Raw genomic sequence first — 26,240 nt, 5'->3', positions numbered from 1 at the left:
ACCGTGAGCCGAACCAACCAACCGGTAGGTCAGCATAGCCGGACGCCGACGGCGGCGTGAATACCAGCATGCGCCGTCCCCCTGGGCTGCTGAAACCCACCGCGACACTTAAACCACGCACAAGACACCCCGATGTGGACCGCAGCGGTTTAAGTTTCGGCGCGCGGCTGGCGCGCGGCCGGTGGCGCGCGGCCGTCGGCGTTTTGGCGCCCGCCGGGCCACCGACTATCCTGAGAGGCAATTCTGGTAGGAAATCGCCGTTCGGCGAACCGAAGCCCCGATCGAGGAGTAAGGCCCGACCATGGCCACACCCAAGCGCAGGATGTCCCGCGCGAACACCCGGAGCCGCCGCGCGCAGTGGAAGGCCGCCAAGCCCGAGCTCGTCAGTGTCACGGTTGCTGGTCAGCAGCACAAACTGCCCCGCCGGCTGCTCAAGGCGGCCCGCCTCGGTCTGATCGACCTCGACCGGCGCTAGGGGCCCCGACGGGCAGACACGTCGCCGGTGTGGCCGGTGTGAAAGTGCATCGCTGTAGAACGGCGCGCCTCTCAGGCCGCTCTCAGACGCTGGGACGAAACTAGTGGCCGTGCGGATTCTTGTCGTCGACGACGATCGCGCGGTGCGCGAGTCGCTGCGCAGGTCGCTTTCGTTCAACGGCTACTCGGTCGAGTTGGCCCACGACGGCGTCGAGGCCCTCGACAAGATCGCCAGCGACCGGCCCGACGCGCTGGTCCTGGACGTGATGATGCCGCGGCTGGACGGCCTCGAGGTCTGTCGTCAACTCCGCAGCACCGGCGACGACCTGCCGATCCTGGTGCTCACCGCCCGCGACTCGATCTCCGAGCGGGTCGCGGGGCTGGACGCCGGCGCCGACGATTACCTGCCCAAGCCGTTCGCGCTCGAAGAACTGCTGGCCCGCATGCGCGCGCTGCTGCGCCGCACCAAGCCCGACGATGCCACCGATTCGGTCGCCATGACGTTCTCGGACCTGGCCCTGGACCCGGTGACCCGCGAGGTCACCCGCGGGCAACGCCGGATCAGCCTGACCCGCACCGAGTTCGCCCTGCTGGAGATGCTGATCGCCAATCCGCGCCGGGTGCTCACCCGCAGCCGCATCCTCGAGGAAGTGTGGGGATTCGACTTTCCCACCTCGGGCAACGCGCTCGAGGTCTATGTGGGGTACCTGCGCCGCAAGACCGAGGCCGACGGTGAGCCGCGGCTGATCCACACCGTGCGCGGGGTGGGTTATGTCCTGCGGGAGACGCCGCCCTGATGGTCCGCCAACACCACCGCCGGGGGGCGCCGCTGCGAGCGACCAGCTCGTTGTCCTTGCGGTGGCGGGTGATGCTGCTGGCCATGGCGATGGTGGCGATGGTCGTCGTCCTGATGGCATGCGCCGTCTACGCGGTGATCTCCAGGGCGCTGTACAGCGACATCGACAACCAACTCGAGAGCCGGGCGCAGCTGCTGATCACCAGCGGCTCGCTGGCGGCCGATCCCGGGAAGGCCATCGAGGGGACCGCCTATTCCGATGTCAACGCGATGCTGGTGAACCCGGGCCACTCGATCTACACCGCCAACCAGCCCGGCCAGACGCTGCCGGTCGGACCGGCCGAGAAGGCCGTCATCCGCGGCGACCTGTTCATGTCGCGGCGCACCGCCTCCGACCAACGGATACTGGCCATCCACCTGCCCAACGGCAGCTCGCTGCTGATCTCCAAGAGCCTCAAGCCGACCGAAGCGGTCATGACCAAGCTGCGCTGGGTGCTGCTGCTCGTCGGCGGGATCGGCGTCGCGGTCGCCGCCGTCGCCGGGGGAATGGTGACCCGCGCCGGGCTGCGCCCGGTGGCTCGCCTGACCGAGGCGACCGAGCGGGTGGCACGGACCGACGACCTGCGTCCGATCCCGGTGTTCGGCAGTGACGAATTGGCAAGGCTCACTGAGGCCTTCAACCTGATGCTGCGGGCGTTGGCCGAGTCGCGGGAACGGCAGGCGCGGCTGGTCACCGACGCCGGCCACGAATTGCGCACCCCGTTGACATCGCTGCGCACCAACGTGGAGCTGCTGATGGCCTCGATGGAACCGGGAGCGCCGCGGCTGCCGGAACAGGAGATGGTCGACCTGCGAGCCGATGTGCTGGCGCAGATCGAGGAATTGTCCACGCTGGTAGGCGATTTGGTGGATCTGACCCGGGACGACGCCGGTCAGGTGGTGTACGAGCCCGTTGACATGTCCGAGGTCATCGATCGCAGCCTCGAGCGAGTCCGGCGGCGGCGCAACGATATTCACTTCGATGTCGATGTGATCGGGTGGCAGGTCTACGGCGACGCCGCCGGGTTGTCGCGAGCGGCGCTGAACCTCATGGACAACGCGGCCAAGTGGAGCCCGCCGGGCGGCCACGTCGGGGTCAGGATGAGGCAACTCGACGCGTCGCACGCCGAGGTGGTGGTCTCCGACCATGGGCCGGGAATTCCGCCGCACGAACGCCGGCTGGTTTTCGAGCGGTTCTACCGGTCGACGACGGCGCGGGCGATGCCCGGCTCGGGACTGGGCCTGGCCATCGTCAAGAAGGTGGTCCTCAATCACGGCGGGTTACTTCGTGTCGAAGACACGGTTTCGGGAGGGCAGCCGCCGGGAACATCGATCTACGTGCTGCTGCCTGGCCGGCCGATGCCGGTTTCGACGGGCCCGACGCCCACTTCCGACGCCAAGGACCAAAGGACCGACCCCGCGGCACCGGCGGCCGGCAATGGGGCGAACTCTCGGGATTCGGCGAACGTTATCTCAGTGGACTCTCAGTCGGCGCAGGCAAGGTAATTGCAGTTAGTGTTGGAAATCGAGCCAAGTCGAGCCGGCACGCGCCGATGAGAGCCGACATGAGCCGATATAGCCGATATAGAGGAAGAGCGACTTAGCGACATGACGAATGACCCGAGGTATTCGCCACCGCCGCAGCAGCCGGGATACCGTACCGCGCCTAATCAGCCGGCGCCCCCCGCTTATGCCCAGGGGCCCCAGCCGCCGTACAACCAGCAGTACGACTGGCGTTATCGGACGCCGCAGCAGTCGCAACCCTCGCAGACCACGCAGTTCCGTCAGCCCTACGAGCCGTTCAACGGCACCGGGCCGGGCCGGATACCCGGCGGGACCGGTACGGGTCCGATCCCGGGGGGCACCGGCACCGGCCCGATACCCGGGATGCTGCCGCCGATGCCTCCCCCTCAGCCCCAAAGGCGTTCCCGCGCGGGCATATTGGCGGTCGGTGCGGTCTCGATCGCGGTGGTGTCGGCCGGCATCGGCGGGGCCGCGGCCACGGTCGTCGAGCTGGGTACGCACTCCACCGCCAGCGGCGGGACCGGGCTGATCCCGGGGGCGGCCCCCAGCGTGCCGGCCGCCAACATGCCGCCCGGCAGCGTCGAACAGGTCGCCGCCAAGGTGGTGCCCAGCGTCGTGATGCTCGAGACCGATATGGGCCGGGCCTCCGAGGAGGGCTCCGGCATCGTCCTGTCGGCCGACGGGCTGATCCTGACGAACAACCACGTCGTCGCGGCCGCGGCCAAGCCGCCCAACTCCCCCGGCGTGCCGGGCGCACCCGGTGGTCCGCCGCCGAAGACGACGGTGACGTTCTCCGACGGCCGCACCGCGCCGTTCACGGTGCTCGGCGCCGACCCCACCAGTGACATCGCGGTGATCCGGGTGCAGGGAGTCCCCAACCTCACACCGATATCCATGGGCTCCTCGTCGGACCTGCGCGTCGGCCAGCCCGTGGTGGCCATCGGGTCGCCGCTGGGCCTGTCGGGCACGGTGACCACCGGAATCATCAGCGCGATGAACCGGCCGGTGTCGACCACCGGCGAGTCGGGCAACCAGAACACGGTGCTGGACGCGATCCAGACCGATGCCGCGATCAACCCCGGTAACTCCGGCGGCGCGCTGGTCAACATGAGCGGCCAGCTGGTGGGCGTCAACTCGGCGATCGCCACCCTGGGCGCCGATTCGCCCGACGCCCAGAGCGGATCGATCGGCCTGGGCTTCGCGATTCCGGTCGATCAGGCAAAGCGCATCGCCGACGAGTTGATCAGCACCGGCAAGGCCACCCACGCCTCGCTCGGCGTGCAAGTGACCAGTGACAAGGCCACCCCGGGCGCCAAGGTCGTCGACGTCGTTCAGGGCGGTGCCGCCGCGACCGCCGGATTGCCCAAGGGTGTCGTCGTCACCAAGGTCGACGACCGCCCGATCAACAACGCCGACGCGCTGGTTGCCGCCGTGCGGTCCAAGGCGCCGGGCGACAAGGTGACGCTGACCTTCCAGGATCCCGGCGGCGCCAGCCGCACCGTGCAGGTGACGCTGGGCAAGGCGGATCAGTGATGAGAGTCGAGGAGCCCTTGAACGAGCCGCTGTCGGAGCTCGGATATACGGTGGCACCCATGGAAACTGGTGCGGAGTTGGTAGTCGGCCGGGCTCTGGTCGTGGTGGTCGACGACCGCACCGCCCACGGGGACGAGGACCACAGCGGGCCGTTGGTCACCGAGCTGCTGACCGAGGCGGGATTCGTCGTCGACGGTGTGGTCGCGGTCGCGGCCGACGAGGTCGAGATCCGCAACGCGCTGAACACGGCGGTGATCGGCGGGGTGGATCTGGTGGTCTCGGTCGGCGGGACCGGCGTCACGCCGCGCGACGTCACGCCGGAGGCCACCCGCGACATCCTGGATCGCGAAATCCTGGGCATCGCCGAGGCCATCCGCGCCTCGGGGCTCTCCGCGGGAATCATCGACGCCGGATTGTCACGAGGGCTGGCCGGCGTGTCCGGCAGCACGCTGGTGGTCAACCTCGCGGGTTCCCGCTACGCCGTGCGCGACGGGATGGCGACGCTGAATCCGCTCGCGGCGCAGATCATCGGCCAGCTGTCGAGCCTGGAGATCTGACTTTCTTTCCCGAGGATCTGCTGTGATCACACATTCCGGTCACGACCCGCACGGGGCCAACACGGTTTTCGGAACCGAATTGGGTTCAGGAGTTCAGGAGTCGACGGACGGGTTCGACTCGGACGCCTACGAGCACGAGCAGTGGTTGCGGGAGAACGTGCCCCCACACCACAGTTGAGTAGGGGAGTCGGCTAAGGGGTTCCGTTGGCCGACGTCACCACGCGGTCAACCTTTGGTGACTTATTGTCCGGGAAATGTGTGATAGCCCACAACGTGGCATACCGTTTTCTCGGGTGGCGGCGCGTCGCCCTAATTGGCGCTACGGGAGGTGTGCGCATGTTCAAGGGATTCAAGAGTTTTGTGATGCGTGGTGACGTGATCACCGTGGCCATCGGTCTGGTCGTCGCCCTGGCCTTCTCGAACCTCGTCAAGGCCTTCACCGACAGCGTGATCAATCCGCTGGTCGCGGCCGTGCAGCCCGGTACCCAGTTCGGATTGGGTTGGCAGCTCGGCGACGCGGGCAACAAGGCGACCTTCCTCGACATCGGATCGTTCATCTCGGCGATCATCTACTTCATCGTCTTCATGACGGCCGTCTACTTCATGATCGTGGTGCCCTACAAGCACATCCAGGCCCGCCGCGGGGTCACCGTGTTCGGGGACGAACCGGCGACCAAGGCATGTCAGGAGTGCATGTCCGACATCCCGGAGGCCGCGCACAAGTGCAAATACTGCGCCAGTCCCCAGACGTCCTCCTGATCCATACGGGGTGTGGCGGGCAGCGGCCAGAGGATCAGTGCAGGGTGAGGGTCACCGCTTGGCCCAGCGCCGAGCCTGCCACAGTGTTCGCCACGCGAGCCGGCAGCGCAACCAACACCACGCGGTCGCCGTCGGCGGCCTGGGCCTTCTGCCTGGCCGAAACGAGTACGACGACCGCGTCGGTCGCCACCACTTTGGTCGCGGCCGGGGCGCCCGCCGACGCGTCGGTGTCGGGGGCGGCCAGCACGTCGACGACGTCGCCGACGCGCACGAGGTCGATCAGGGCGCTGTCCACCAGGTGCAGCGGCACGATGCGGGCGCCGGGCCCGGCCTTCGGCCCGAGCGCGGCCTCGGCGAGCCGGCTGCCCAGCAGCCGCACGTCGGTGAGCACCTCGCCGCGCCGCGTCGGGCTGGCCAGGGTCGCACCCACCGCCGCACTCAGGTCGCTCCGCGCCCCGTCGGGAACCGTTGCGGCCGAACGCTTTTCGATCCGAACGTCGTCGGCGGTCAACGCGATGCCGGGGGTGAGGTCACGCGCGGCCACCACAACGTCGACGCGGTCACCGTCGGGGTTCGAACGCAACGTGGCGACGCCGGCCAACACCACGAGTGCGCCGGCGGCGACCCGGCGGGCCAACACCGTCCGGGTCCAGTCCGGCCGCAGCGCCGCCGACAGCCGGCGCAATAGCGTTGGATTCAGCGAGGATTGACCCACGCCGCAACAGTAAGCGGGGTCCCGCCGGCGCGGTGGCGCCGGTGAAACCCCGCTGTGGATAACGCGTTAGGCCGAGGCGCCCGCGGTGGATGGCGTGGAGCTCTTGGCAGACTTCTCGCTCGCCCCCGAGTCGGTGGACGCGGACCCCGAATCCGTCGACGCCGACCCGGAGTCGGTCGACGACCCGTTGGTGGAGCTCTTCACCTTCTTGCCGGACTCCCGGCTGTCGGTGCGATAGAAGCCGCTGCCCTTGAACACGATGCCGACCGAGTTGAACAGCTTGCGCAGCCGTCCGGAGCACTGCTCGCACGTCGTCAACGCGTCGTCGGTGAAGGCCTGCACAATGTCGAAGCGGTTGCCGCACTCGGTGCATTCGTAGCTGTAGGTCGGCACTGGATAACCTCCGTGAATGTAAGCCTGGTTAGCACTCTACATGCTCAAGTGCTAGAACCGCCGCATGATCGGTCTCATTCCCCGCCGAGTGCGACCAGCCCGCGGCGCGGGGTGAGCGCATGGGTCATCGGCACGTCGTGCGGCTCGGCGGGCAACTCGTCGACCAGCTCCGCGTCGCGCACCATCGCGACCAGGCGCGCCCGCGCGTTCCGGCCGTCCAAGGACCGGTCGTAGAAGCCGCGGCCGCGGCCCAGCCGCACGCCCCGGCGGTCGACCGCCAGCGCCGGCACGATCACCAGCGCGGCCTCGGCCAGCGCCGACTCCGGCAGCCAGGGCGCGGGCGGCTCGAGCAGCCCCCAGGGGCCGGAAACCAGTGTGCCCGGCCGGTATTCGCCCCACCGCAGCCGCATGGGGATGCCGTCGGCGGCGGTGCGCGCGACGGGCAGCAGCACCCGTGCCGAGCGGCGCAGCAGCATGTCCAGCATCTCGATCGACCCGGGCTCGGTGCCCACCGGCACGTACGCGCAGACCGTGCTGCCCCCGCTCACCACCGGCTCCAACAGCTCGGTGAGCCGGCGGGCCTCGGCGGCCCGAACGTCGTCGGCAACGTCGTCGCGGGCCGCCAGCAGTTGTTCCCGCAACGCGGCCTTGGTCACCGTTGCCATGCGTCAACCATGACAGCACGGGTACTCGGCCTGCCATGCAGAGGCGGCAAACGTTATGAGCGCTATGGTGTGAACGATGTCACGCCCAGAAGTCCCGGTCCCGTTCACGGCGATCGTTCCCGCGGCCGGCCTGGGCACGCGCTTCCTGCCGGCGACCAAGACGGTGCCGAAGGAGCTGCTGCCCGTCGTCGACACCCCGGGTATCGAGCTGGTCGCGGCCGAGGCGGCCGCGGCCGGCGCCGAGCGTCTGGTGATCGTCACCTCCGAGGGCAAGGACGGCGTCGTCGCGCACTTCGTCGAGGATCTGGTGCTGGAGGGCACGCTCGAGGCCCGCGGCAAGAAGGCGATGCTCGACAAGGTGCGGCGCGCGCCGCAGCTGATCAAGGTCGAGTCCGTCGTGCAGGCCGAACCGCTCGGGCTGGGACACGCCATCAGCTGTGTCGAGCCCACGCTGGCGGCCGACGAGGACGCCGTCATGGTGCTGCTGCCCGACGACCTGGTGCTGCCGACGGGTGTGCTGGAGACGATGTCGAAGGTGCGCGCCGAATACGGCGGCACCGTGTTGTGCGCAATCGAGGTGACGCCCGAAGAGATCAGTGCCTACGGCGTTTTCGACGTCGAGTCCGTTCCCGGTGGCAACCCGGACGTGCTGAAGGTCAAGGGCATGGTCGAGAAGCCCAAGCCCGAGGACGCGCCGTCGATGTATGCCGCGGCGGGCCGCTACGTGCTCGACCGTGCCGTCTTCGACGCGCTGCACCGCATCGACCGCGGGGCCGGCGGTGAGATGCAACTGACCGACGCGATCGCGCTGCTGATCAAGGAGGGCCACCCCGTCCACGTCGTCGTGCATCGGGGATCTCGACACGACTTGGGAAATCCCGGCGGCTACCTCAAGGCTGCGGTTGACTTTGCATTGGATCGTGACGACTACGGCCCGGAATTGCGGCGGTGGTTGGTGGCGCGACTGGGCCTGACCGAGCAGTAGCGGGCCCGGCGCCGTCAGGGCTTGAGGGCAGAGAGGCGCGCTTGTGCGTTCTGTGGAGGAGCAGCTGGCCCGGATAACGGCCGCCGCGGTGGCCCCGCGGCCGATCCGTGTCGCCATCGCCGAGGCGCAGGGGTTGATGTGCGCCGAGGAAGTGATCACCGAACGGCCCCTGCCCGGTTTCGATCAGGCCGCCATCGACGGCTACGCGGTGCGCAGCGTCGACGTGCTGGGCGTCGGCGAGCTGGGCGTCGAGGCGCACGACGACGACACCGGCGAGGCGCTCGCCGACGAGGAAGCGCGCGACGGGCTGGTCCTGCCGGTGATGGGAACCATCGAGGCCGGCGCCCGCACACCCAGCCGGCTGCAGCCCCGCCAGGCCGTCCGGGTGCAGACCGGCGCCCCGCTGCCCACGCTGGCCGACGCGGTCCTGCCGTTGAAATGGACCGACGGCGGAACGTCGCGGGTGCGGGTGCTGCGCGGGGCGCCGTCGGGCGCCTATGTACGCCGCGCCGGGGACGACGTGCAGCCCGGCGACGTGGCCGTGCGAGCGGGGACGATCATCGGCGCGGCCCAGGTGGGGTTGCTGGCGGCGGTCGGCCGCGAACGGGTGCTGGTGCACCCGCGCCCGCGGTTGTCGGTGATGGCCGTGGGCGGCGAGCTGGTCGACATCTCGCGCACCCCCGGCAACGGGCAGGTCTACGACGTCAACTCCTACGCGTTGGCGGCCGCCGGTCGCGATGCCGGCGCGGAGGTCAACCGCATCGGCATCGTCAGCAACAACCCCAAGGAACTCGGGGAGGTCGTCGAGGGCCAGATCAATCGCGCCGAGATCGTGGTGATCGCCGGCGCGGTCGGTGGCGCGGCGGCCGAGGCGGTGCGGTCGGTGCTCGCCGAGCTCGGCGACATGGAGGTGGTCCGCGTCGCCATGCATCCCGGCTCCGTGCAGGGCTTCGGGCAGCTGGGCCGCGAGGGCGTCCCGACGTTTCTGTTGCCGGCCAATCCGGTCAGCGCGCTGGTGGTCTTCGAGGTGATGGTCCGGCCGCTGATCCGGCTGTCGCTGGGTAAGCGGCAGCCGATGCGCCGGATCGTGCAGGCGCGCACGCTGTCGCCGATCACCTCGGTGGCCGGGCGCAAGGGCTACCTGCGCGGCCAGCTGATGCGCGACCAGGACACCGGTGAGTACCTGGTGCAGGCGCTGGGCGGGGCGCCCGGGGCGTCGCACTTGTTGGCGACGCTGGCCGAGGCGAACTGTCTGGTTGTGGTTCCCAGCGGGGCCGAGCAGATTCGTACCGGTGAGATCGTCGACGTCGCCTTCCTGGCCCAGCGCGGCTGAGCGCAACGACTGCACACGCCCGTGAACCTGTTGCGCACCAATTCCCGCCATCCCGGTTGGCCCTTGGACGTCGGGCCGCTGCGCGTCCCGGCCGGCGTGGTCCGGTTGCGGGCGGTGCGGATGCGCGATGGCGCGCAGTGGAGCCGGATCCGGTTGGCCGACCGCGCGCACCTCGAGCCGTGGGAGCCCAGCGCGGAGGGGGATTGGACCAGCCGGCATGCGGTTTCGGCGTGGCCGGCGTTGTGTTCGGGGCTGCGGGCGGAGGCGCGCAAGGGGCGCATGCTGCCGTACGTGATCGAGCTCGATGGGCGGTTCTGCGGTCAGCTGACCATCGGCAACGTCACCCACGGCGCGTTGCGGTCGGCGTGGATCGGCTACTGGGTGTCCCGGTCGGCGACCGGCGGCGGGGTGGCCACCGGAGCGTTGGCGCTGGGTCTCGACCACTGCTTCGGCCCCGTCATGTTGCACCGGGTGGAGGCCACCGTGCGTCCGGAGAACGCCGCGAGCCGGGCCGTGCTGGCGAAGGTCGGCTTCCGCGAGGAGGGTTTGCTGCGCCGCTACCTCGAGGTGGACCGGGCATGGCGGGACCACCTGTTGATGGCCATCACCATCGAAGAGGTGTACGGCTCGGTGGCATCGACACTGGTCCGCGCGGGCCACGCGAGTTGGGCGTGACCGGTAGCCGCTGACGGCGCCCGCGGCCACCATTGGCTGTGACTAGCGCGACACGAGTGACGTTTGGTGCTTGTAGGGGGCAAATTACAGGTGTGTAATTGTCCTGGTCGCTGTGACCCGGCCGCGCTGGCCGCCGATGAGCCTCGCGGGGATACAGACCAGAAGGAGCAGGTCATCATGCCAAGCATCCCGCAATCGTTGTTGTGGATCTCGCTCGTGGTGCTCTGGCTGTTCGTGTTGGTTCCGATGCTCATCAGCAAACGCGACGCGGTGCGCCGAACCAGTGATGTCGCCCTGGCGACCCGGGTGCTCAACGGCGGCGCTTCCCGTCTGCTCAGGCGCGGCGGTCCGGCCGCGGGTCATCGCAGTGACCCCGATTGGAAGCCGGAGAAAGACACGGCGGACGAGGACTTCGCCGACGACGCCGACGAGAGCCCGGACGAGGAAGCCGATACCGACGATCTGCAGAGCGCGCGTCCGGTCGTCATGAAGGTCGCCCCGGCCGAGGATGCCGAACCCGACTACCTCGACGTCGACGTCGTCGAGGATTCGGGCGCCCTTCCGGCGGGCGCCGGCGCCGCGGTGCCCGTGGACGAGGCCGACGAGGCCGACGAGGCCGATGCGGAAGGGGTGGCCGACGAGACCGACGCGTTCGCCGAGGCGGAGGTCGACGAAGAGCTGAGCGACCGCTACGAATACATGGAGGATTCGTCCGGCTTGGAGCCGGAGGAGGACTCCGAAGAGGAAGAGGACTTGCGGGCGCGTGTCCCATCGGCGGACGCGCGGCGGCGGCGTCGATTCGACACCAAGACCGCCGCCGCGGTCAGCGCCCGCAAATACGCCTTCCGCAAGCGCGTGCTGATGGTGATGGCGCTCGTCCTGATCGGTTCGGCCACGGCCGCATTCAAAGTGACGCCGACCGCCTGGTGGGTATGCGGCGGCGCCACCGCGGTGACCGTGCTCTACCTCGGCTACCTGCGCCGGCAGACCCGCATCGAGGAGAAGGTGCGCCGCCGCCGGATGCAACGGATGGCGCGGGCGCGGTTCGGCGTGGAGAACGCCCACGACCGCGAGTACGACGTGGTCCCCTCGCGGTTGCGGCGCCCGGGCGCGGTGGTTCTCGAGATCGACGACGAGGACCCGATCTTCGAGCACCTGGACTACGCGATGCCGATGCGCAACTACGGGTGGCCCAGGGACCTGCCGCGAGCCGTCGGTCAGTAGCCCCTGGCGGGGCGCCGGCCGCGGCGGAACTGGTAGCCTGCTAGCACTCAGGGGCTATGGCGCAGTTGGTAGCGCGACTCGTTCGCATCGAGTAGGTCAGGGGTTCGAATCCCCTTAGCTCCACTACGAAATCATCAGGTCAGAGCAATAAATCTATTCGGCACAGCTTCCGCGTCAAGATCCCCGTCAAGACTCGGCGTAGGATGCGCCCGTGGCAAGTCTCAGAATTCGCCAGCGCAGGGACGGCAGCACCTATACGGCGGTGCTGTACATATTGAACGGCAAGCAGACCTCGTCCTCGTTCAACAATCACGCCGAGGCTGTGAGGTTTCAGGAGCTGGCCAACAAGACCAGCCCAGCCAAGGCGTTGGAAGTCTGGGCAACCCAAACGCCCGGTGCCGATGGCTTTACCGTGGCCAGCTGGTGCACCCGCCATGTGGACCACTTGACGGGGGTCAATGAGGCAACCCGCGTCCGGTACCGGCGGTATATCGCGAACGACATTGCCCCCAGCAAGATCGGGCCCTTGCCGTTGGCGGCACTGACCAACGCCGATGCTGCCCAGTGGCTCAACAGTTTGACCGGCTCTGCGAAGACTGCTGCGAACAAGCATGGCTTCTTGGCCGGTGCTCTCAACGCGGCGGTGCGGGCCCGCCACATTTCGGCAAATCCCTGTGACGGCAACCGGCTGCCCCGTGACGAAGCTCGCGAGATGGTATTCCTCACCCACGAGGAGTTCTTTCTGCTGCATTCGTGCGTCGGTGACTATTGGCAGCCGCTGGTCGAGTTCCTGGTCGCCAGCGGCGCCCGGTTCGGTGAAGCCACGGCGCTCAAGCCGGGCGACATCGACATTGCCGAGGGCACCGTCCGAATACAACGCGCTTGGCGCTATGTCCCCGGTGACGGCTACCAGCTGGGGCCCCCCAAGACCAGGCGCGCCGTCCGCACTGTCGACGTTGCGGCCGACACCCTGGCCAAGCTCGATCTGACCGGCGAGTGGACCTTCAGAAACTCCGGTAGAGGCTGGCGCGGAGGACCCAATGATCCTGTGCGGGCCCAGAACTTTCACACTAACGCCTGGGTGCCTGCATTAATCAGGGCCAAAGAGAAGGGGCTCAGCAAGTCGCCGAGACCCCACGATCTCCGACACACCAACGCCTCGTGGTTGATCGCCGGTGGTGTACCGCTGCCGGTGATCCAACGGCACCTCGGCCACGAAAGCATTCAGACGACAGTGGACCGTTACGGCCATTTGGACCGGAGGTCGTCACGGGTTGTGGCCGATGTCGTCGGCAAGGCATTGAAGACGAATGGATCCGTGGGGCGGCAAAACGATTCGGTCGACGCTTGATTTTTTCGCCCGGCTCCAAATCGCTTGTGTGATGTTCATCACGTGCTCAAGTTGCCACTGGTTCGAAATTCCCCTGGGCTTTTGAAATTTGATTTGACAAGGATTTGGTCGCGATTTGATAAGGCTTTGACACGGCCTTGAGAACTCATCCCCCGATGCCGGTTTGCTTATTTCCGTGTGCAATGTCTTCCCGATAGCATTCGGTCGTCTTCATCATTATCGAAGGAGCCGACGCGGGAATGACTCTCCGGGAATTACGTCAAGCCGCTTCCGAGCTGCACTGTAGCGAGCGCTGGCTCGCAGATCGACTGCGAGCTGGCCAGTTTCCTGCCCGGAAAATCGGGCGCAAATGGTTACTTGGGGACGATGATATCGCTGCCATCCTCGAAATTTGCAAGGTCGCCCCCGAATCAGCTTTCTCTGTCAATTCCTCCGCTGGTATTGCAACTTCATCGTCGATGACCAAAACCACAGCTCGCCGGATTCAACGACGTGGGCCGCCCCTGTAACGCAGCCTTCTGGGTTACTGGTCGAACTTGAAGGAATTGGTATGACAAAACAAAGTCGCCTCCGGCGAGGAGGCGACCACCAAAAAAATCGTATAAAAAGTGCGTCTGGTTCGAGCGTCTAGGCCAGTACTACGACGATGCGCTGGTCAGCTTCGAACACGCCGAGCGAGCGGCGAGGGCAATCAGAGCGTTACCGCCGTGGGGCCGGGATTGGGATGCCGACGCGAAGGTCTGGCGTATCCACCCTGGGTATGCCGTAGGGCTCGCGGCCGAATTACGCAGCCTCGGCTACACCGTCGACGCGAAGCGTCGTTCTCCAAGGCGCCTAATGTAATTCACCCACGTCCTTCGTGAGTTTATGAGGGCTGGAAGTACTACCCAAGAATTAAACCAGCCCCTACCGAAGTGGGGGGCTGGAAAGAAGAAACTGTGAATAATAATAAACCAATTGCAGCAGAAACGCAAATAAGCGCAATCGAAGGGGCCGAATTTGTCGGTTATAGGGACGCAGCCCCGATCTATCGAGATGCTGGCTGGCTGGGTGTGCTGCCCTTGCGGCCCCGGGAGAAGGTACCTCACCTAGCGGGATTCACCGGCTATGACGGTGTCTGGCCTACCGACGAGCAGATCGCTGCGTGGATCAAGAACCAGCCCGCTGATGCCAACCTCATGCTCCGGGTTCATCACGGTGTGATCGGCATCGACGTGGATGCCTACAGCGGCAAGTCCGGCGGTCGCACCCTTGACGAGGCCGAAAAACTCTGGGGCGCTTTGTCGCCCACGTACCGTAGTAGCTCTCGCGGTGACGACGCTGTGAGCGGTATCCGCCCCTATCGAGTACCCCAAGGCGTGCTGTTTCGGGGTGGTCTCAAGTTTGATGACCTCGGTATCGGCAACGTCGACATCGTTCAGCCCCACCACCGCCACATCACCGCATGGCCATCCATTCACCCCATCGGGGGCCAGTACCGGTGGTATGGGCCTGACGGTGCGTTGCTCCCGGAGGGGCAGGTGCCCCGCGTGCAGGATCTGCCGGAGCTGCCAGCGAAATGGGTTGAGGAGCTGAGCCGGGATTCGGTGCTGGACGAGGTCTTTGACGGCTCGGCACCGAACCGCACTGTGGCACAGCGGGCGAAGATCAACGAAGAGCTGTATCAAAAGCTGATTTCTCAACATGACCACGGATCACCGCCCGATAGCGTCGTTGCGGCACAGCTGGATCAGGCAATGGCCGATCTGAGTAAGCACACCGGTAGCCGGTATGACACCACTCGCGATCGTGTTGGCGCCCTAATGCGCCTTGCAGCTGTGGGTCGCGTCGGGGTTCCCAATGCCTTGGATCAGTTGTACAAGGCGTATGTCCTTGAAGTCACCGACACTCGGCCCCAGTCAGTGGCTGAGGCCGAGTTTCTGCGCTTCACCCAGGGTGCGGCTGCCCTGGTTGCCGCAACGTCGCCGTCACAGATCACCGAGCACGACAACGGTGACAGGGGATCTGGCAATACCCAGACCTTCACTGACGGTGCTTCGTTCATCCTCGACGTGCCCAACGAGATCCCGGCGTTGTGGGGTAGTGGCCAGCAGGTGTTGTGGCCAGAGGGCGAGTCGTTGATGATCTGCGGGCTACCGGGCCTCGGTAAGACGACGCTGGCGGGAATGCTCATCGGAGCCCAGCTGGGGGGTATGGGGAGAATTTTCGGCGGTACTGGGAGAATCGAGGAGTACGTCCTCGATCTACCCGTGGTGCCGGTGGAGGGCAAGATCCTCTACTTGGCGATGGACCGCCCCGCACAGATTGCCCGGTCGCTACACCGTCAGTTCGACGACTCCTATCGCGATGTGCTCCGTGAGCGGCTGGTGATCTGGGAAGGGCCGCCGCCAGGTGATATCGCCAGTAACCCACGGCTTCTGGTCGAACTAGCTGAACGTGCTGGTGCTTCGGTGGTGTATCTCGATTCACTCAAGGACGGTGCCCTGGGCCTGTCTGACGATGAGGTCGGCGCCCGATACAACCGGGCCCGGCAGATCCTTCTCAACCGCAATATCCAGCTGGTTGAGCTACACCATCTCGTCAAGCGGCTCCCTGCTGTACCTGGCCTTGGCGATGTCTACGGTTCCGCGTGGTTGACCGCCGGAGCTGGTTCCGTGGTCCTGCTCAATGGCCAGCCCGGTGACCCCATAGTGGGATTTCGTCACCTCAAGCAGCCTGCCGAGGAGATCGGGCCGCTGATGCTCTCCCACGACGAGGGCACCGGAACCATCGCGATCCTGTCGAGCACGGATCCGGTGGCGCTTGCCAAGCAAGCTGGTGATGAGGGCATCACCGCCAGGGCATTGGCCATGGCGATGTTCGACACCTCCAAGCCGAAGAGTGCCGAGATCGAGAAGGCCCGCCGCCAGCTGACCAAATGCACAAATGAAGGCAGCCTCAGATGTATTCCGGGTACCACGGGAGGCCCGGCTGGTGGGACTGCGACGAGTTGGGTCGTGGCATGACGACCGTTCACGCAGCCATCACGATTCCGGTAAAACCGCTGGTCGGGCGTTCACGGAAGATTTCGATCACGGGAGCGTTCACGAACCGATCATCGTCGATCACGGCTTTGGCGTAGTTGCAGGTAGAACGATCACAAAGCGTTCACGGAATACGATCACGACAACCGTTCACGTTTCCCACTGCCCCTTTAGGGGCAGGGGAACGAACATGAAGAAAAATAGAGCGCATTACCCAGGGTTCCGCGCCCGCCGCTCGGGCCCGGCTCGTGACTACCTCGCGCTTGTGGTGTCGGCTGTGTGCTGCTTCCTGTCTGGTTATGCATGTCCACCATGACGGCGGTACTGGCCAATGGCACCCACCGTTCAGTAGAGCTAGTCGACGTCGCCCATCAACTCGGCGAGGTCTTCGTGCGGTTTCTCACGTCACCAGGTCGATCAACGGAACTCGCCACTATCGATAACCTCGCGCTGCCGCGACGCTGATGAGACCTGACCCTAAAGCCGCGCCGAACGCGGTGGCCCACTTGCTTAGCCGAGTGGATGGGGTGCTCGCCTGTAGCAGTAGGACGTAGCGGAAGGTGAACAGCCAGCCGCGTGCCGCCACCCGTTCCAGTTCGCTTTTCTTGGCGTCGCGGTTGGTCATGGTCGACATTGTGTGGCGCGCCTGGTCTCCACGTCGCGCAGCGGTCGGATAGCTCCTAGCGGTATGTTGGGTAATCGCTAGCGGCACGTAACCTATACTCAGAATATGACCTATATGCCGCCAGCAGGTAACCCGCTAGGGGTTACCCAAGAAGTTTTCACCGGCGCGTGACGCGGGATGAAAAAGTTCGATTGGCTCGCAGAAGCGGCTCGTCTGAAGAAGCAGAAAGAGGACGACAAAAAGGCGCTCGCCAATGCCGAAGCCATCAGGCAGAAGCGGTTGGAGAACCTCAACGCTCGCGCATACGGCATCGAGATCGCCACCAATCTTTACCGAGCCCTCGACACCGGGGATCATCCCGACATCCGCATCCGCAGCAGTTTCATACGACTAGAACAGTCGCGTGCTCCCCGCGAAGCGGGCACACCACTTGCACGGCGTGGGGCTGATGCGGCTACCAGACCGCCGAACACCAAGCTCATTAATCGGCCAGGCAACGCTCAGCAGGCCTACCTCACGGCCATCTATGTCGTCCACCAGGAATTCGATCCAGGCGTCCGCGTCGAAAACCGCCACCACAACGGCGCCCGTGGATGGGCCGATCTCAGCGGTCTGCGAACACGCGGCGTGGAAACCCGCGAACTCAATCTCCGGATTACCCGTGCCCTCAATAAGCTAGACCGGTATGGCCTAGTCACGGTCGCAGAACCCGGTAACCCTCACCGGTACGACGGGTTTCGTCTCAACTGTGACGACGGGTCCCGTCGCCCCTACCACGTTCCGGGAACCTCGACGACAGACACCGTCGTGCTTCCGGCCGCCTTCTTTCTCGCGGGCTGGCATTTGGTCTTGACCGCTGAAGAAATGGCGACGCTGCTCGTCATCATGGAGCACACTCGCCTGCTCCGCCACGGTGGGAGAACACTCGACGCCCACGAGGGTGTTGCCATCCCCGACAAGTTGAAGTGGCGTGACTACGGCTTGGCCCATGAGGCCTACGCCTCCGTGCATGAGTTATGCGAGTTTGGTCTGATAGAGATATACGACCCGGATGATCGGACACGCGGCAAAATCCCCGACAGTCGACGCGGAGACAAGCGCGCATTACGCCTGACCTACCCGGCCTCGCCAGGGCCCGATTACGGGAGCCGTGCCCTTGAGATCGTCAGAAAACATCTCAGAGATTCCCCCGTTCCGCCCAGGCTGCAATACCTCGTGGACGACGGGTAAACCTCTTAAACCGGCGCGTCGGCCGCTTTCGCAATCGGGGTTGGCCAAGGTCCCGGTCATTCCAGGCACCAGTGGCATCCCGACTTGGTCCTACCGGGGTCCAAACGCTAGGGGATCACGGCTTTCACACGGTGTACTCCGGTGACCACCGCTCGGTGAGGTCCGAGGATACGTTCGCTTTCGCCCCTGCCGTGCGGGCTGCCTACAACACCACCGCCTGCTGCCTCAGCGGTGCAGCGGCCATGGCCGACATTCTTCCCCGCATCACGTAAGCCGCGCCGGAGTTGGCGCTAGCCCGGCGGCTTCCGTTCGACGGGAAGGGTCATAGCGCATTCTCCGGAGGAAGTTCTCGATCGAGTTCTTCCGCCTGGACGAATAACCGGCGGCAACTATTGGTCGGCGGCAGAGCCAGAGCTTCCTCTCCGGAGGAGAGCAAGCCCTGCCGACAGTCCAGCATGGATGGACGCTGCCCCAGACGCGAAGGTGTCTTCGCCCCTTCTCTCGAACATACCGACGTAATTCCCGAGTAACTGCCCGCTGGCTACCACTCCGATGACCAAGAAAGGAAAGAGTTCGCGGGGCTGCTTCGGGACGGCGATTAAAAGCAAGTGCTGGCCGGCAGGACGCGTCGGGTCAGCAGGGACGAGCGATACATCCAAATGCTCGATGGGCGGATAAACGAGCCTGTCTATAACTTTCCGGATGGCGCGGACCTGTCCAGTATCGGGCATCGGGTGAACCGCGGTGATTACATCCCGGCCGGACTTCGGCTTGGTTTCCAAACCGACGACAAGGAGTCCGCCGGTATGCGAGTTGGCCATAGCGGAAACGTCTTTCGCTAATTCCAAGCGAGCCTTTTGGTCAACCAGGTGAAGGCTTCGCTTGGCTTCGAGCAACTGGTGCTCGTTGAGGCCGAGCAGAGCTTTGGCATGACCTGCGCGGAGCAGTGCAACGAGGGACTCGATCGAGGTAGCACCGTCGCCGTGGGCATATGCCTCCACGACTGCGATTGCGTCACTGCCAATTTGGTGTGCGTCCGCTACTGTAAGACCCCGAATTGGTACTTCAAATCGAACGGTCCAGTACCCGCGGTAGCCAGGGTACGGCGTGAAGGAAACCAATCGACCGCGGCGAGGCCCGAGCCAGGCTTCTAGAATGTCCGTAGCTTCGTCCCAGGTGTCCTTCTCCGTGCGTGGAGGAGGTGCAGACTCGACATCACACTCGATCACGACTGTTCCGTCACGCATCAGGGCAACGCTGACTGGCTCCGCCAGCGAAAGATCGTCATCAAAGTGTGCGGCGCTATCGAGCGACCACTGAACGAAGAACCGCGGCAGGTCCGCGAGCGGGTCATCTTCGGCCTTGTAATCGCATTCCGGGTAGACAGCCATCATCGCTTGGCGAAGCGACGAGAGGCTTGCCGGACCGATTACCTCTAGGGACGAGAAAGTGTGGTCGCTATCCATCAGCATTGCGTCGCCCACGCCTTCCACGTGCATGGAATCGTATTGTGGACTAAAGCGGACGCGCTTGCCTGCCATCACGCCCATCCTGCATTAGTCGCTGCCGGTGTTGAACTACTCCCGGCTTCGGATTTGGAAGCCGCCGCGACCCGGCCTCCCAGCGGCATACCGGGCGGCGATCGGCAGGGGCGGGATGTCACTGTGGTCGATCTTGCGCAATTTGGCATTGCGCTGCTCCTGCTCTGCCTGGATCTCCTTGATGTGACGCCGCGCCTCCGGGTCGGTCCTGCGCGCCGCAATATTCCGCTGGCTCAGATGGGCGAACTTCTGCCTGATCTGCGCGGGCGTCAGGATGCGCCAAATGTAGCCGCAGTCACAATCCCAGCGCTCGGGGTTCTCGGCGGTCGGCGCCGGGTGGGGATGGTGACCGTCACGACGATGCCGCTCCGCCCATGCTTCCACTCTGTGAGGGTTGGGTCGCGGCAGAATGATCCATCCGCGTTCGGCGGACAACCGCCGTTTCACCACCTCCATCTCCTCATCGCTGGCGTCCTTCGGCGGGTAGATGCCGCGCTCGCGGGCTAGGGCAAGGAGCTGCTCCCGCGTGAACTTGGGTACGTCTGTCATAGCCAGAACTCCCGAAAAACCGGGCCTCCGTAAAGGGAGGCGCTCTTGCCGACACCGGTTGGCGCCAGCCGCTTCGTCACCCGGACCACCCGTGAGCAATTGGGGTTGGTGTGCGCCAAGCCGGGGCTTGATGGCGCAACTCGTGAAGCAACGTCAGTGTATGAGAACGAACCGACGCTGTCCTCGCAGGGAAACACAGCCCGTGAAGAAGCGGACCGCCTGGTGCAATTATTGGTTCAATCCCAGCATCGCGCACCAGCATCCGCGCACGCCAAAATATATTTTCACATGAACGGATTGTCGACGCAGAGGCAGCCGACGACCGTGCAGCGCCCACCCAGGCAGACCCACCAACAACCGCTTAATCACCTTGACGCCCGACGAATGGCGCAAGGTGGCGTCCCTAATGGCCGAGGTACCGACGATGACCGCGACCACGCGCGTCAAGGCGAGAATGGTCAGAGTTGACTGACTGGCGCGGGGATTCACAAATAGAGTTCATCGGCCCTATACCGGTACACACGCGAGAGCCTATGCTGCCCCCAATGCGCTGTGAGCTTCCGCTGGCGGTGTGGTGGCATTCAGCACCGGGGGAAGGAGCCGCAAATGAAAATCACCGCGGCGTTCGCGGCGGGCCTGATCGGGGTCGCGGTCATGGCGGCACCGGCAGCGCATGCTGGCAATCCGTTCAAGACCCGTCAGGTCTGCAACAATCAGGGCACCTGTTGCGAGTTGGACGCGCTGGGACAGATCATGGACTGCGTGACTCGCGGCGCTCCCGGTTCTCCCGGCAATCCCGGAGAGTACACCGACCCGTTTCCGACGAACGCCCGACCGGTGCCAAACCCGTGTCCCAATGGCATCGACCCGTCACATACCTCACCGAACTGGCAGGACCCCACATGGCCCTACAACCAGTGCGGGCTGCCGAAATGATGAGCAGTGTGATCGACGCGGGTTAAGAGATGGGGACCGGAACCGGGAGCGTCAATCCGTTGGCGCGGCATCCCTGGGCGACTAAACCGGGTTGACACGAACAAAGGGGGCCGGGCACGGCGCAGGCACCCATTCCGGGTGGGCCCAACCGCCCTCATTTCGGCTTTAGCTGGTTCCGAGCGCCGGGGCTGCCCAGCTAGACGTCGTCGGCCAGGTACCGGTACAGCGTCGCCCTGCTTATCCCGAGGTATCTGGCTATGTCCCGACCCGTGTGCCCGTCTTGTTTCATACGCTTGGCTGTGGCAAGGTCCTGGATCTCCCGAACCTTGCGGGGCCTACCGAACTTAGTGCCATTGGCGCGAGATGCTGTTCTTTTCAACGCAGTACGCTCTTTGATCAACTCCCGTTCGTATTCAGCGAGAGAGCCCAATACCCCGATCATCATCCGACCCGCCGCAGTCGAAGAATCGATTCCATCAGTGGTGGAGATCAACGTGACGCCACGATCGGTCAGCTCTTTGACGGTGTGCAGGATGTGCAACATATTGCGGCCAAGTCGGTCCAACTTCCAGACCACGACGGTGTCGCCCTCGCGTACGTACTCCATTAGCGCGGCCAGGCCTGGGCGGTCATCGCGGGCGCCGGACATCACGTCCTCGAAAGTCTTCGACACCCCGGCGTTGATGAGCGCCTCGTTCTGTTGGTCGAGGGTTTGGGAGACCGTGGAGACCCGGGTATACCCGACATGTTGGCCAACCGTGTGTCCATCGACGCCGGGGGCATGACTCATAAGTACTGGAATCGCAAATTCGAGAAAGTTATTTCCGAGACGAACTTTCGAGACAACTAGGCCTCGGGGAACGCGGCCAGTTCGGGTTCCCCGGACGGTGTCTCATTTGTGGTCTATTTAGAGACGCGGAGGAAAGAGGCTCAATCTAAACGGATTGATTTGATTGTGACCGGTGTCGCGGGCGTGCCGTCCTCACCGCCACCGGCGACACCCATTGCGGCGATCTTGTCAAGGGTTGCCAATCCCGTTTCGTTGACGCTGCCGAAGACCGTGTATTCCGGGGGAAGCTCGGAGTCCTTGTACACCAGGAAGAACTGACTCCCGTTCGTCCCCGGTCCCGCGTTGGCCATGGCAACGGTGCCCCGTGGGTACACGACCGGCTGCTGCAGCGCAGGATCATTCGATGCATATTGATTTGTAGGGTATTCATTAGCGAATTGATAGCCGGGCCCACCCGCTCCCTGGCCGGTGGGGTCACCACACTGCAGCACGGCCAATGTTGGCGCCGACGTCAACCGGTGACAAGGAGTGTTATCGAAGAACCCCTTCTGGGCCAGACTCGCGAAGTTGTTGACGGTGCAGGGCGCCATTCCGTTGTTCAACTGGATGCCGATAGACCCTTGGTTGGTCACCATGGTGGCGCTAACCTCTGTCGGCTCGGTCGGTATCTTTCCCGAATGAGGTGGGGTGACTTGTTTGACGGCGGCATCGGCGGTCGCCGAATAGGCGCAGTTCTCGCCGAGAGCGGCTGGGGGATTGAACGGCGGCAATGCGGCAGCGCCTGGCCCACTAGATCGCGGGACCATCGTGGTATTCGATACTGCCGTTGTCGATGGTCTGGTCGACGACGATGACGCTGGCCCGTGGTCGGTGTTGACGAAAGCCAGCACCACGATGACGACGATGGCGATCAAAGCGATTCCTGCGGCGATGCCTACCCACAGCGCCCTACTTGGCACGTATGGGCTTTGCAGGTCGTGCTGCTCCGTCCCTCCGCTTTCGGGCGACTCAACGACACCACCGGCCTTCAACGTCCTCGGCTGCGCGGTGACACGATCCCCTGTTCGGTGCGTCGGTGGGAGGGGTGCCTGCTCTGTCGGTGGGAGGGTTGGGGGGCGCTGTGTCGGTCGGGGAATGGGCTCGGTCATCGCTTCGCGCGCGGCGTCGGCCAACTCGATCGTTGTGGCGTAGCGCTGGCTTGGGTCTTTGGCCATACCGGTCGCAATGACCTCATCGACCTGTGGGGGCACATCCGGTCGGGTGGCCGAGGGTCGCGGCGGCGCGGTGTTGACGTGCGCAAACATGAGCTGGGCAGTGCTACCGGCAAAAGGTGGCTCTCCGGTCAGGGCTTCATAGAGCACGCAGGCCAGCGAATAGACGTCAGAACGGGCATCCTCTTCGATTTGGCTGTCGAGCCGCTCGGGTGCGATGTATTGGAAAGTCCCGATCATGTGGCCGGACTTGGTCATCCGGGTTTCATCGGCAGCATGGGCGATACCGAAATCAATCAGGTAGGCGAAGTCGTCGTCATCGAGCAAGATGTTGGAGGGCTTGATGTCCCGATGGAGCACACCAACGCGATGCGCGGCATGCAAGGCTTTAGCGACCTGGTCGATGATCCGCACCGCCCGGGCGGGATCCAGTGGGCCCCCAGCGAGCACGGTATGTAGATCGCGGCCCTTGATGAGCCGCATACTGACGAACAGGCGACCGTCGATCTCCCCATAGTCGTAGATCGGGACCGCATGCGGAGTATCTAACCGAGCGGCGGCGTGGGCTTCTCGGCGGAATCGCCGCTGAAAGTCCTCATCCTCAGACAGATTTGCAGGCAAGACTTTGATGGCGACGACACGGTCGGTGACGGTGTCATGAGCCTGCCACACTTCACCCATGCCGCCTCGGCCCAACAACTCGATCAGGCGGTATCGGCCGAACAGCGTCCCCTCCACGTCATCCCTCCCAGGCAAACAGTGGTCGGGGTAACCCTAAGCCGACGACAAGTCTTTGGAAGCTGAAGCAATAAATCGGGCAGACGTGCCCACATGTGTCGTTGAGGTTGCGTAGCCTCACCGCTGGCGGACCGGACACTGCCTTCGAGCCTGATAGCCGAAGCGAGCCAGCTAAATCGTCTTGTTGGAGGTCGTAAGATGAACAATGGTGTGCCTGACCGGATACTGAAGTACACCCTCGTTGATGTCGACGCGCAGCGAATCAGGTGGGTGCCCGAGCGCTGGACCGCCGCATTCGAAGGCCACGAGAGTGCCCACAGGAAGCTGGCTGCCCATTCAGAAACCGAGGGTGGAATCGCTCGCAAGTTCATCCACGACCAAGCCGGTGGTGATCCGATCGATATATTCCTGATGGCTATGGCGTGGGGATACAAACCGAAGGACTATGGGCCGCACCGCGTTCGGGAAGTCCTCGACGCCGATGGAGCGGAGGACAAGATCCGGTCGATCGTTACCATCACGAGGGCTGAAGGCGCCGGGCCTGGCTGGCACGCGCTCCTCAATACCCACAAGGTTGACGGCCTGAACATGTCCTTCGGTACCAAGCTGATCTACTTCGCCGGGTACACAACCGAGCACCGTCCACGACCGCTGGTGCTCGACGAGCGGGTCCGGAAAGCACTTAATGAACCAGATATTGCGCCGGGGACCGTGCCATCAAAGGGTTTGGTACACCAGGCCGACTACCTTCGTTACCTGGACCTGGCTGAGGAATGGGCAGCTGATCCGTCGTGGCAGCAGACGCCCGAAGTCGTGGAATATGGCCTCTTTGCCTTGTGACTAGGTTGGCCATCCGGGTGGATGCACGCGCCGAACGATCTGATGACTCTGATGTAGCACTTCTTTGCGGGCCGGACCGTCGGTACCCCTGCCTACGCTGCCCGACGTGCACTACGACTACGTTGTTGACCCTGGTGACGCTGCGGTTCAAGCCCTTCTGGCCCTCACCGCCGAGAACACCGACAACGATGAGAAGCGCGAAAAGCTGGTCGATGCCATCCTGACCGTCCCGCCGCTGACAGAGTGGCCACCTGAATCTCGGGAGAAGCTCTGGGAGACTTGCCAATTCATAAAGTGTCTCGGCAAGGATCTCAGAAACCCGTCTCTTTCGAGACTGTGATAGCCGTCGGCGCCGGGCAGCAGACGGCTCCGGCCTCCACCGTGGCGAGGCCGAGCCTCGCGTGGTTACCCGAAGCCGACACAAATTACATTTGGGGTTATGCCGCAGTCAGAGAAGTTGCCGCTGTCGCCGATGCTCGTTCAGTACCTCGTCGGACTATGCATGTTGAAGTGGGGAGGAGCAGCATCTGTGAACGCCGTCCTCGGCGACATGGTCCTCGATGAGGCAACGGGTACGCCACGCGACGTTGACGTGACTGTCACGCTCGACACTCCCGAGGGGGTGTACGCATTTATGGGCTACGAGGTTAAGCATTGGAAAAAGCCTCTCAACGCTTCCCACGTCGAACAGCTGGCGATGAAGCTCAAGGACATGCCAGCGGTGACCCATCGCGGCATCGTCTCGACATCCGGGTATTACAAGCCTGCGATCAGGAAGGCTGAGCACCACGGCATCGACCTATATGCAATCAAAAACTGGACCACACCACTTGAAGAGCAGTTCCCGGACCTGGCTCCGATGAAGGGTATTCCAGAGGAGGTCATTAGGGGTGGGCAGTTCCTTCTCACATGGCCAAAGCGGGACATCTGGCTGTCTGTTGATGCGCCTGAGTTCCATATCGAACAGAAAGCTCCGCTCTTCGACGCACACGGTCAGAGGCACTCGCACTATCCAGACTTCCTAACCTTTGCGGACGATATGGTGATGCGTTCCACCGACATATTGTGGCCGATAAAGCCGTTGAGGGATCGTGTCGAACCGCTCATACATGCGTTCCGTAGTCGCGGGACGTTGCCGATGCCGGAGGAGCCTCAATGGCCGTTTGGACATACGCTCGACGTCGCCCGCGATGAAGTCTACGTCCGTCTGCCTGACGACAAATTGCAGCGTGTAGATGCCGTAACCATCTCGGGTGAGCTTCGGTGGCAGTTTTCTCGATTCGTCTACTGCGCAATGGAGAAGGTGCCAACGGGCGAGATATTCGCTGGTGCGATAGTCTCAAATATTCCGATTCCGGGCCGCATGTGGGCAATAATCGTCCCGACGGAGGGACGTACGTTGGATGTAAGGACTGTTCAACTCACTCGGGATCAGCTTAACGCGATCCGCAATTTGGAACTGGCTGTGGCAGAAGATAACTCGCCTGATAACGACGGAGACCTCTAAGCCGGGTAGGCCAGGTGGGTCCCGAACTGCAGCCCGCAATGTTGATGGCCAGCGTGATTGCGATGAACCGAGATTATCGACTTGGTGGTTGCGTTTGTGGGACCCTCTCGAAGAGGTACCACCTGCTTTTGGGCTCGTTGTCGGTGGCACAAGTAGCACCAGGTCCACATCGGCGGGGGCTGTAACCGGCGGCGGTGGCGAGTGGAGGCGGGTACCCAATACGGGAC

The 26,240-nt window shown here is 64.3% G+C and carries 26 protein-coding genes, 1 tRNA gene and 1 riboswitch; of the genes, 19 read left to right on the top strand and 8 right to left on the bottom strand.

The window, feature by feature from the left end:
- Positions 1-301: 301 nt before the first annotated feature.
- The 7 genes from rpmF (at position 302) to AC5Y6X_RS02105 (ending at position 5,682) form a co-directional block, all read left to right on the top strand.
- Positions 302-475: a 50S ribosomal protein L32 gene (gene rpmF, locus AC5Y6X_RS02135; RefSeq protein ID WP_324674581.1), complete on the top strand. Its 174-nt coding sequence runs from the start codon at positions 302-304 to the stop codon at positions 473-475.
- Between the two features lie 109 nt (positions 476-584).
- Positions 585-1,271 carry a two-component system response regulator MprA gene (gene mprA, locus AC5Y6X_RS02130; protein ID WP_324674583.1) on the top strand — a complete coding sequence of 229 codons (687 nt, stop codon included), beginning with the start codon at positions 585-587 and terminating at the stop codon, positions 1,269-1,271.
- Positions 1,271-2,815 carry a HAMP domain-containing sensor histidine kinase gene (locus AC5Y6X_RS02125; RefSeq protein WP_324674585.1) on the top strand — a complete coding sequence of 515 codons (1,545 nt, stop codon included), beginning with the start codon at positions 1,271-1,273 and terminating at the stop codon, positions 2,813-2,815. The genes mprA and AC5Y6X_RS02125 overlap by 1 nt, the downstream gene beginning before the upstream one ends.
- A gap of 102 nt (positions 2,816-2,917) precedes the next feature.
- Positions 2,918-4,366 (top strand): S1C family serine protease, encoded by a 1,449-nt coding sequence (locus AC5Y6X_RS02120; protein WP_324674587.1) that lies wholly within the window; start codon positions 2,918-2,920, stop codon positions 4,364-4,366.
- Complete coding sequence (locus AC5Y6X_RS02115; protein ID WP_324674589.1) at positions 4,366-4,923, top strand: MogA/MoaB family molybdenum cofactor biosynthesis protein; 558 nt, start codon at positions 4,366-4,368, stop codon at positions 4,921-4,923. Before AC5Y6X_RS02120 ends, AC5Y6X_RS02115 begins: the two co-directional genes overlap by 1 nt.
- 22 nt (positions 4,924-4,945) lie before the next feature.
- Complete coding sequence (locus AC5Y6X_RS02110) at positions 4,946-5,101, top strand: hypothetical protein (protein ID WP_324674591.1); 156 nt, start codon at positions 4,946-4,948, stop codon at positions 5,099-5,101.
- A 158-nt stretch (positions 5,102-5,259) separates the two neighbouring features.
- The gene (locus AC5Y6X_RS02105) at positions 5,260-5,682 is read left to right on the top strand and encodes a large conductance mechanosensitive channel protein MscL (RefSeq protein ID WP_324674593.1); all 423 of its coding nucleotides are present in this window, start codon (positions 5,260-5,262) and stop codon (positions 5,680-5,682) included.
- A 34-nt stretch (positions 5,683-5,716) separates the two neighbouring features.
- On the opposite strand, the gene AC5Y6X_RS02100 is transcribed toward AC5Y6X_RS02105, so the two are convergent.
- The 3 genes from AC5Y6X_RS02100 to AC5Y6X_RS02090 form a co-directional block, all read right to left on the bottom strand.
- Positions 5,717-6,397: an SAF domain-containing protein gene (locus AC5Y6X_RS02100; RefSeq protein WP_324674595.1), complete on the bottom strand. Its 681-nt coding sequence runs from the start codon at positions 6,395-6,397 to the stop codon at positions 5,717-5,719.
- Positions 6,398-6,463: 66 nt separating this feature from the next.
- Positions 6,464-6,790, bottom strand: a complete 327-nt coding sequence (locus AC5Y6X_RS02095; protein ID WP_324674597.1) for an FmdB family zinc ribbon protein — start codon at positions 6,788-6,790, stop codon at positions 6,464-6,466.
- Between the two features lie 74 nt (positions 6,791-6,864).
- Positions 6,865-7,455 (bottom strand): 5-formyltetrahydrofolate cyclo-ligase, encoded by a 591-nt coding sequence (locus AC5Y6X_RS02090; RefSeq protein ID WP_324674598.1) that lies wholly within the window; start codon positions 7,453-7,455, stop codon positions 6,865-6,867.
- Between the two features lie 76 nt (positions 7,456-7,531).
- On the opposite strand from AC5Y6X_RS02090, the gene AC5Y6X_RS02085 reads away from it, so the two are divergent.
- The 7 genes from AC5Y6X_RS02085 (at position 7,532) to AC5Y6X_RS02055 (ending at position 16,028) form a co-directional block, all read left to right on the top strand.
- Positions 7,532-8,440, top strand: coding sequence for a UTP--glucose-1-phosphate uridylyltransferase (locus AC5Y6X_RS02085; RefSeq protein ID WP_324674600.1), 909 nt, complete (start codon positions 7,532-7,534; stop codon positions 8,438-8,440).
- 43 nt (positions 8,441-8,483) lie between these two features.
- Positions 8,484-9,773, top strand: coding sequence for a molybdotransferase-like divisome protein Glp (gene glp, locus AC5Y6X_RS02080; RefSeq protein WP_324674602.1), 1,290 nt, complete (start codon positions 8,484-8,486; stop codon positions 9,771-9,773).
- 21 nt (positions 9,774-9,794) lie between these two features.
- Positions 9,795-10,448: a GNAT family N-acetyltransferase gene (locus tag AC5Y6X_RS02075; protein ID WP_324674604.1), complete on the top strand. Its 654-nt coding sequence runs from the start codon at positions 9,795-9,797 to the stop codon at positions 10,446-10,448.
- 177 nt (positions 10,449-10,625) lie between these two features.
- Complete coding sequence (gene sepX, locus AC5Y6X_RS02070; protein WP_324674606.1) at positions 10,626-11,672, top strand: divisome protein SepX/GlpR; 1,047 nt, start codon at positions 10,626-10,628, stop codon at positions 11,670-11,672.
- A 50-nt stretch (positions 11,673-11,722) separates the two neighbouring features.
- Positions 11,723-11,795, top strand: a tRNA-Ala gene (locus tag AC5Y6X_RS02065).
- A gap of 88 nt (positions 11,796-11,883) precedes the next feature.
- Positions 11,884-13,023 (top strand): tyrosine-type recombinase/integrase, encoded by a 1,140-nt coding sequence (locus AC5Y6X_RS02060; protein ID WP_499984021.1) that lies wholly within the window; start codon positions 11,884-11,886, stop codon positions 13,021-13,023.
- A gap of 938 nt (positions 13,024-13,961) precedes the next feature.
- Positions 13,962-16,028 carry a bifunctional DNA primase/polymerase gene (locus AC5Y6X_RS02055; RefSeq protein ID WP_499984019.1) on the top strand — a complete coding sequence of 689 codons (2,067 nt, stop codon included), beginning with the start codon at positions 13,962-13,964 and terminating at the stop codon, positions 16,026-16,028.
- 451 nt (positions 16,029-16,479) lie between these two features.
- Here the strand turns inward: AC5Y6X_RS02055 and AC5Y6X_RS02050 are convergent, their stop codons facing one another.
- Positions 16,480-16,671, bottom strand: coding sequence for a hypothetical protein (locus tag AC5Y6X_RS02050; RefSeq protein WP_499984017.1), 192 nt, complete (start codon positions 16,669-16,671; stop codon positions 16,480-16,482).
- 177 nt (positions 16,672-16,848) lie between these two features.
- Between AC5Y6X_RS02050 and AC5Y6X_RS02045 the strand changes: the two genes are divergently transcribed.
- Positions 16,849-17,901: a hypothetical protein gene (locus tag AC5Y6X_RS02045; RefSeq protein WP_499984013.1), complete on the top strand. Its 1,053-nt coding sequence runs from the start codon at positions 16,849-16,851 to the stop codon at positions 17,899-17,901.
- A 389-nt stretch (positions 17,902-18,290) separates the two neighbouring features.
- Here AC5Y6X_RS02045 and AC5Y6X_RS02040 read toward each other — a convergent pair whose 3' ends face one another.
- A complete protein-coding gene (locus AC5Y6X_RS02040; RefSeq protein WP_499984009.1) occupies positions 18,291-19,442 on the bottom strand; it encodes an AlbA family DNA-binding domain-containing protein in 1,152 nt (383 codons plus the stop codon).
- Positions 19,443-19,478: 36 nt separating this feature from the next.
- Positions 19,479-19,991 (bottom strand): hypothetical protein, encoded by a 513-nt coding sequence (locus AC5Y6X_RS02035; protein ID WP_499984007.1) that lies wholly within the window; start codon positions 19,989-19,991, stop codon positions 19,479-19,481.
- Positions 19,992-20,027: 36 nt separating this feature from the next.
- A riboswitch (SAM riboswitch) is annotated at positions 20,028-20,139 on the bottom strand.
- A gap of 458 nt (positions 20,140-20,597) precedes the next feature.
- Between AC5Y6X_RS02035 and AC5Y6X_RS02030 the strand changes: the two genes are divergently transcribed.
- Positions 20,598-20,927, top strand: a complete 330-nt coding sequence (locus tag AC5Y6X_RS02030; RefSeq protein ID WP_499984005.1) for a hypothetical protein — start codon at positions 20,598-20,600, stop codon at positions 20,925-20,927.
- A 196-nt stretch (positions 20,928-21,123) separates the two neighbouring features.
- On the opposite strand, the gene AC5Y6X_RS02025 is transcribed toward AC5Y6X_RS02030, so the two are convergent.
- Positions 21,124-21,717, bottom strand: a complete 594-nt coding sequence (locus AC5Y6X_RS02025; protein WP_499984003.1) for a recombinase family protein — start codon at positions 21,715-21,717, stop codon at positions 21,124-21,126.
- Between the two features lie 140 nt (positions 21,718-21,857).
- Entirely contained in the window at positions 21,858-23,666 is a 1,809-nt protein-coding gene (locus tag AC5Y6X_RS02020) for a protein kinase domain-containing protein (RefSeq protein ID WP_499984002.1), read from the bottom strand.
- 198 nt (positions 23,667-23,864) lie between these two features.
- Between AC5Y6X_RS02020 and AC5Y6X_RS02015 the strand changes: the two genes are divergently transcribed.
- From AC5Y6X_RS02015 to AC5Y6X_RS02005, 3 genes are all read left to right on the top strand, one after another.
- Positions 23,865-24,506: an 8-oxoguanine DNA glycosylase OGG fold protein gene (locus AC5Y6X_RS02015; RefSeq protein ID WP_499984000.1), complete on the top strand. Its 642-nt coding sequence runs from the start codon at positions 23,865-23,867 to the stop codon at positions 24,504-24,506.
- A gap of 106 nt (positions 24,507-24,612) precedes the next feature.
- Entirely contained in the window at positions 24,613-24,846 is a 234-nt protein-coding gene (locus AC5Y6X_RS02010; RefSeq protein WP_499983997.1) for a hypothetical protein, read from the top strand.
- A 99-nt stretch (positions 24,847-24,945) separates the two neighbouring features.
- Positions 24,946-26,013, top strand: a complete 1,068-nt coding sequence (locus AC5Y6X_RS02005) for a PQQ-binding-like beta-propeller repeat protein (RefSeq protein ID WP_499983993.1) — start codon at positions 24,946-24,948, stop codon at positions 26,011-26,013.
- The last annotated feature ends 227 nt before the right edge of the window (positions 26,014-26,240 follow it).

This window comes from Mycobacterium sp. NGS26 (assembly GCF_059813025.1).
The sequence above is the reverse complement of the archived record's forward strand: the minus strand, read 5'-3'. Positions and strand labels throughout refer to the sequence as shown.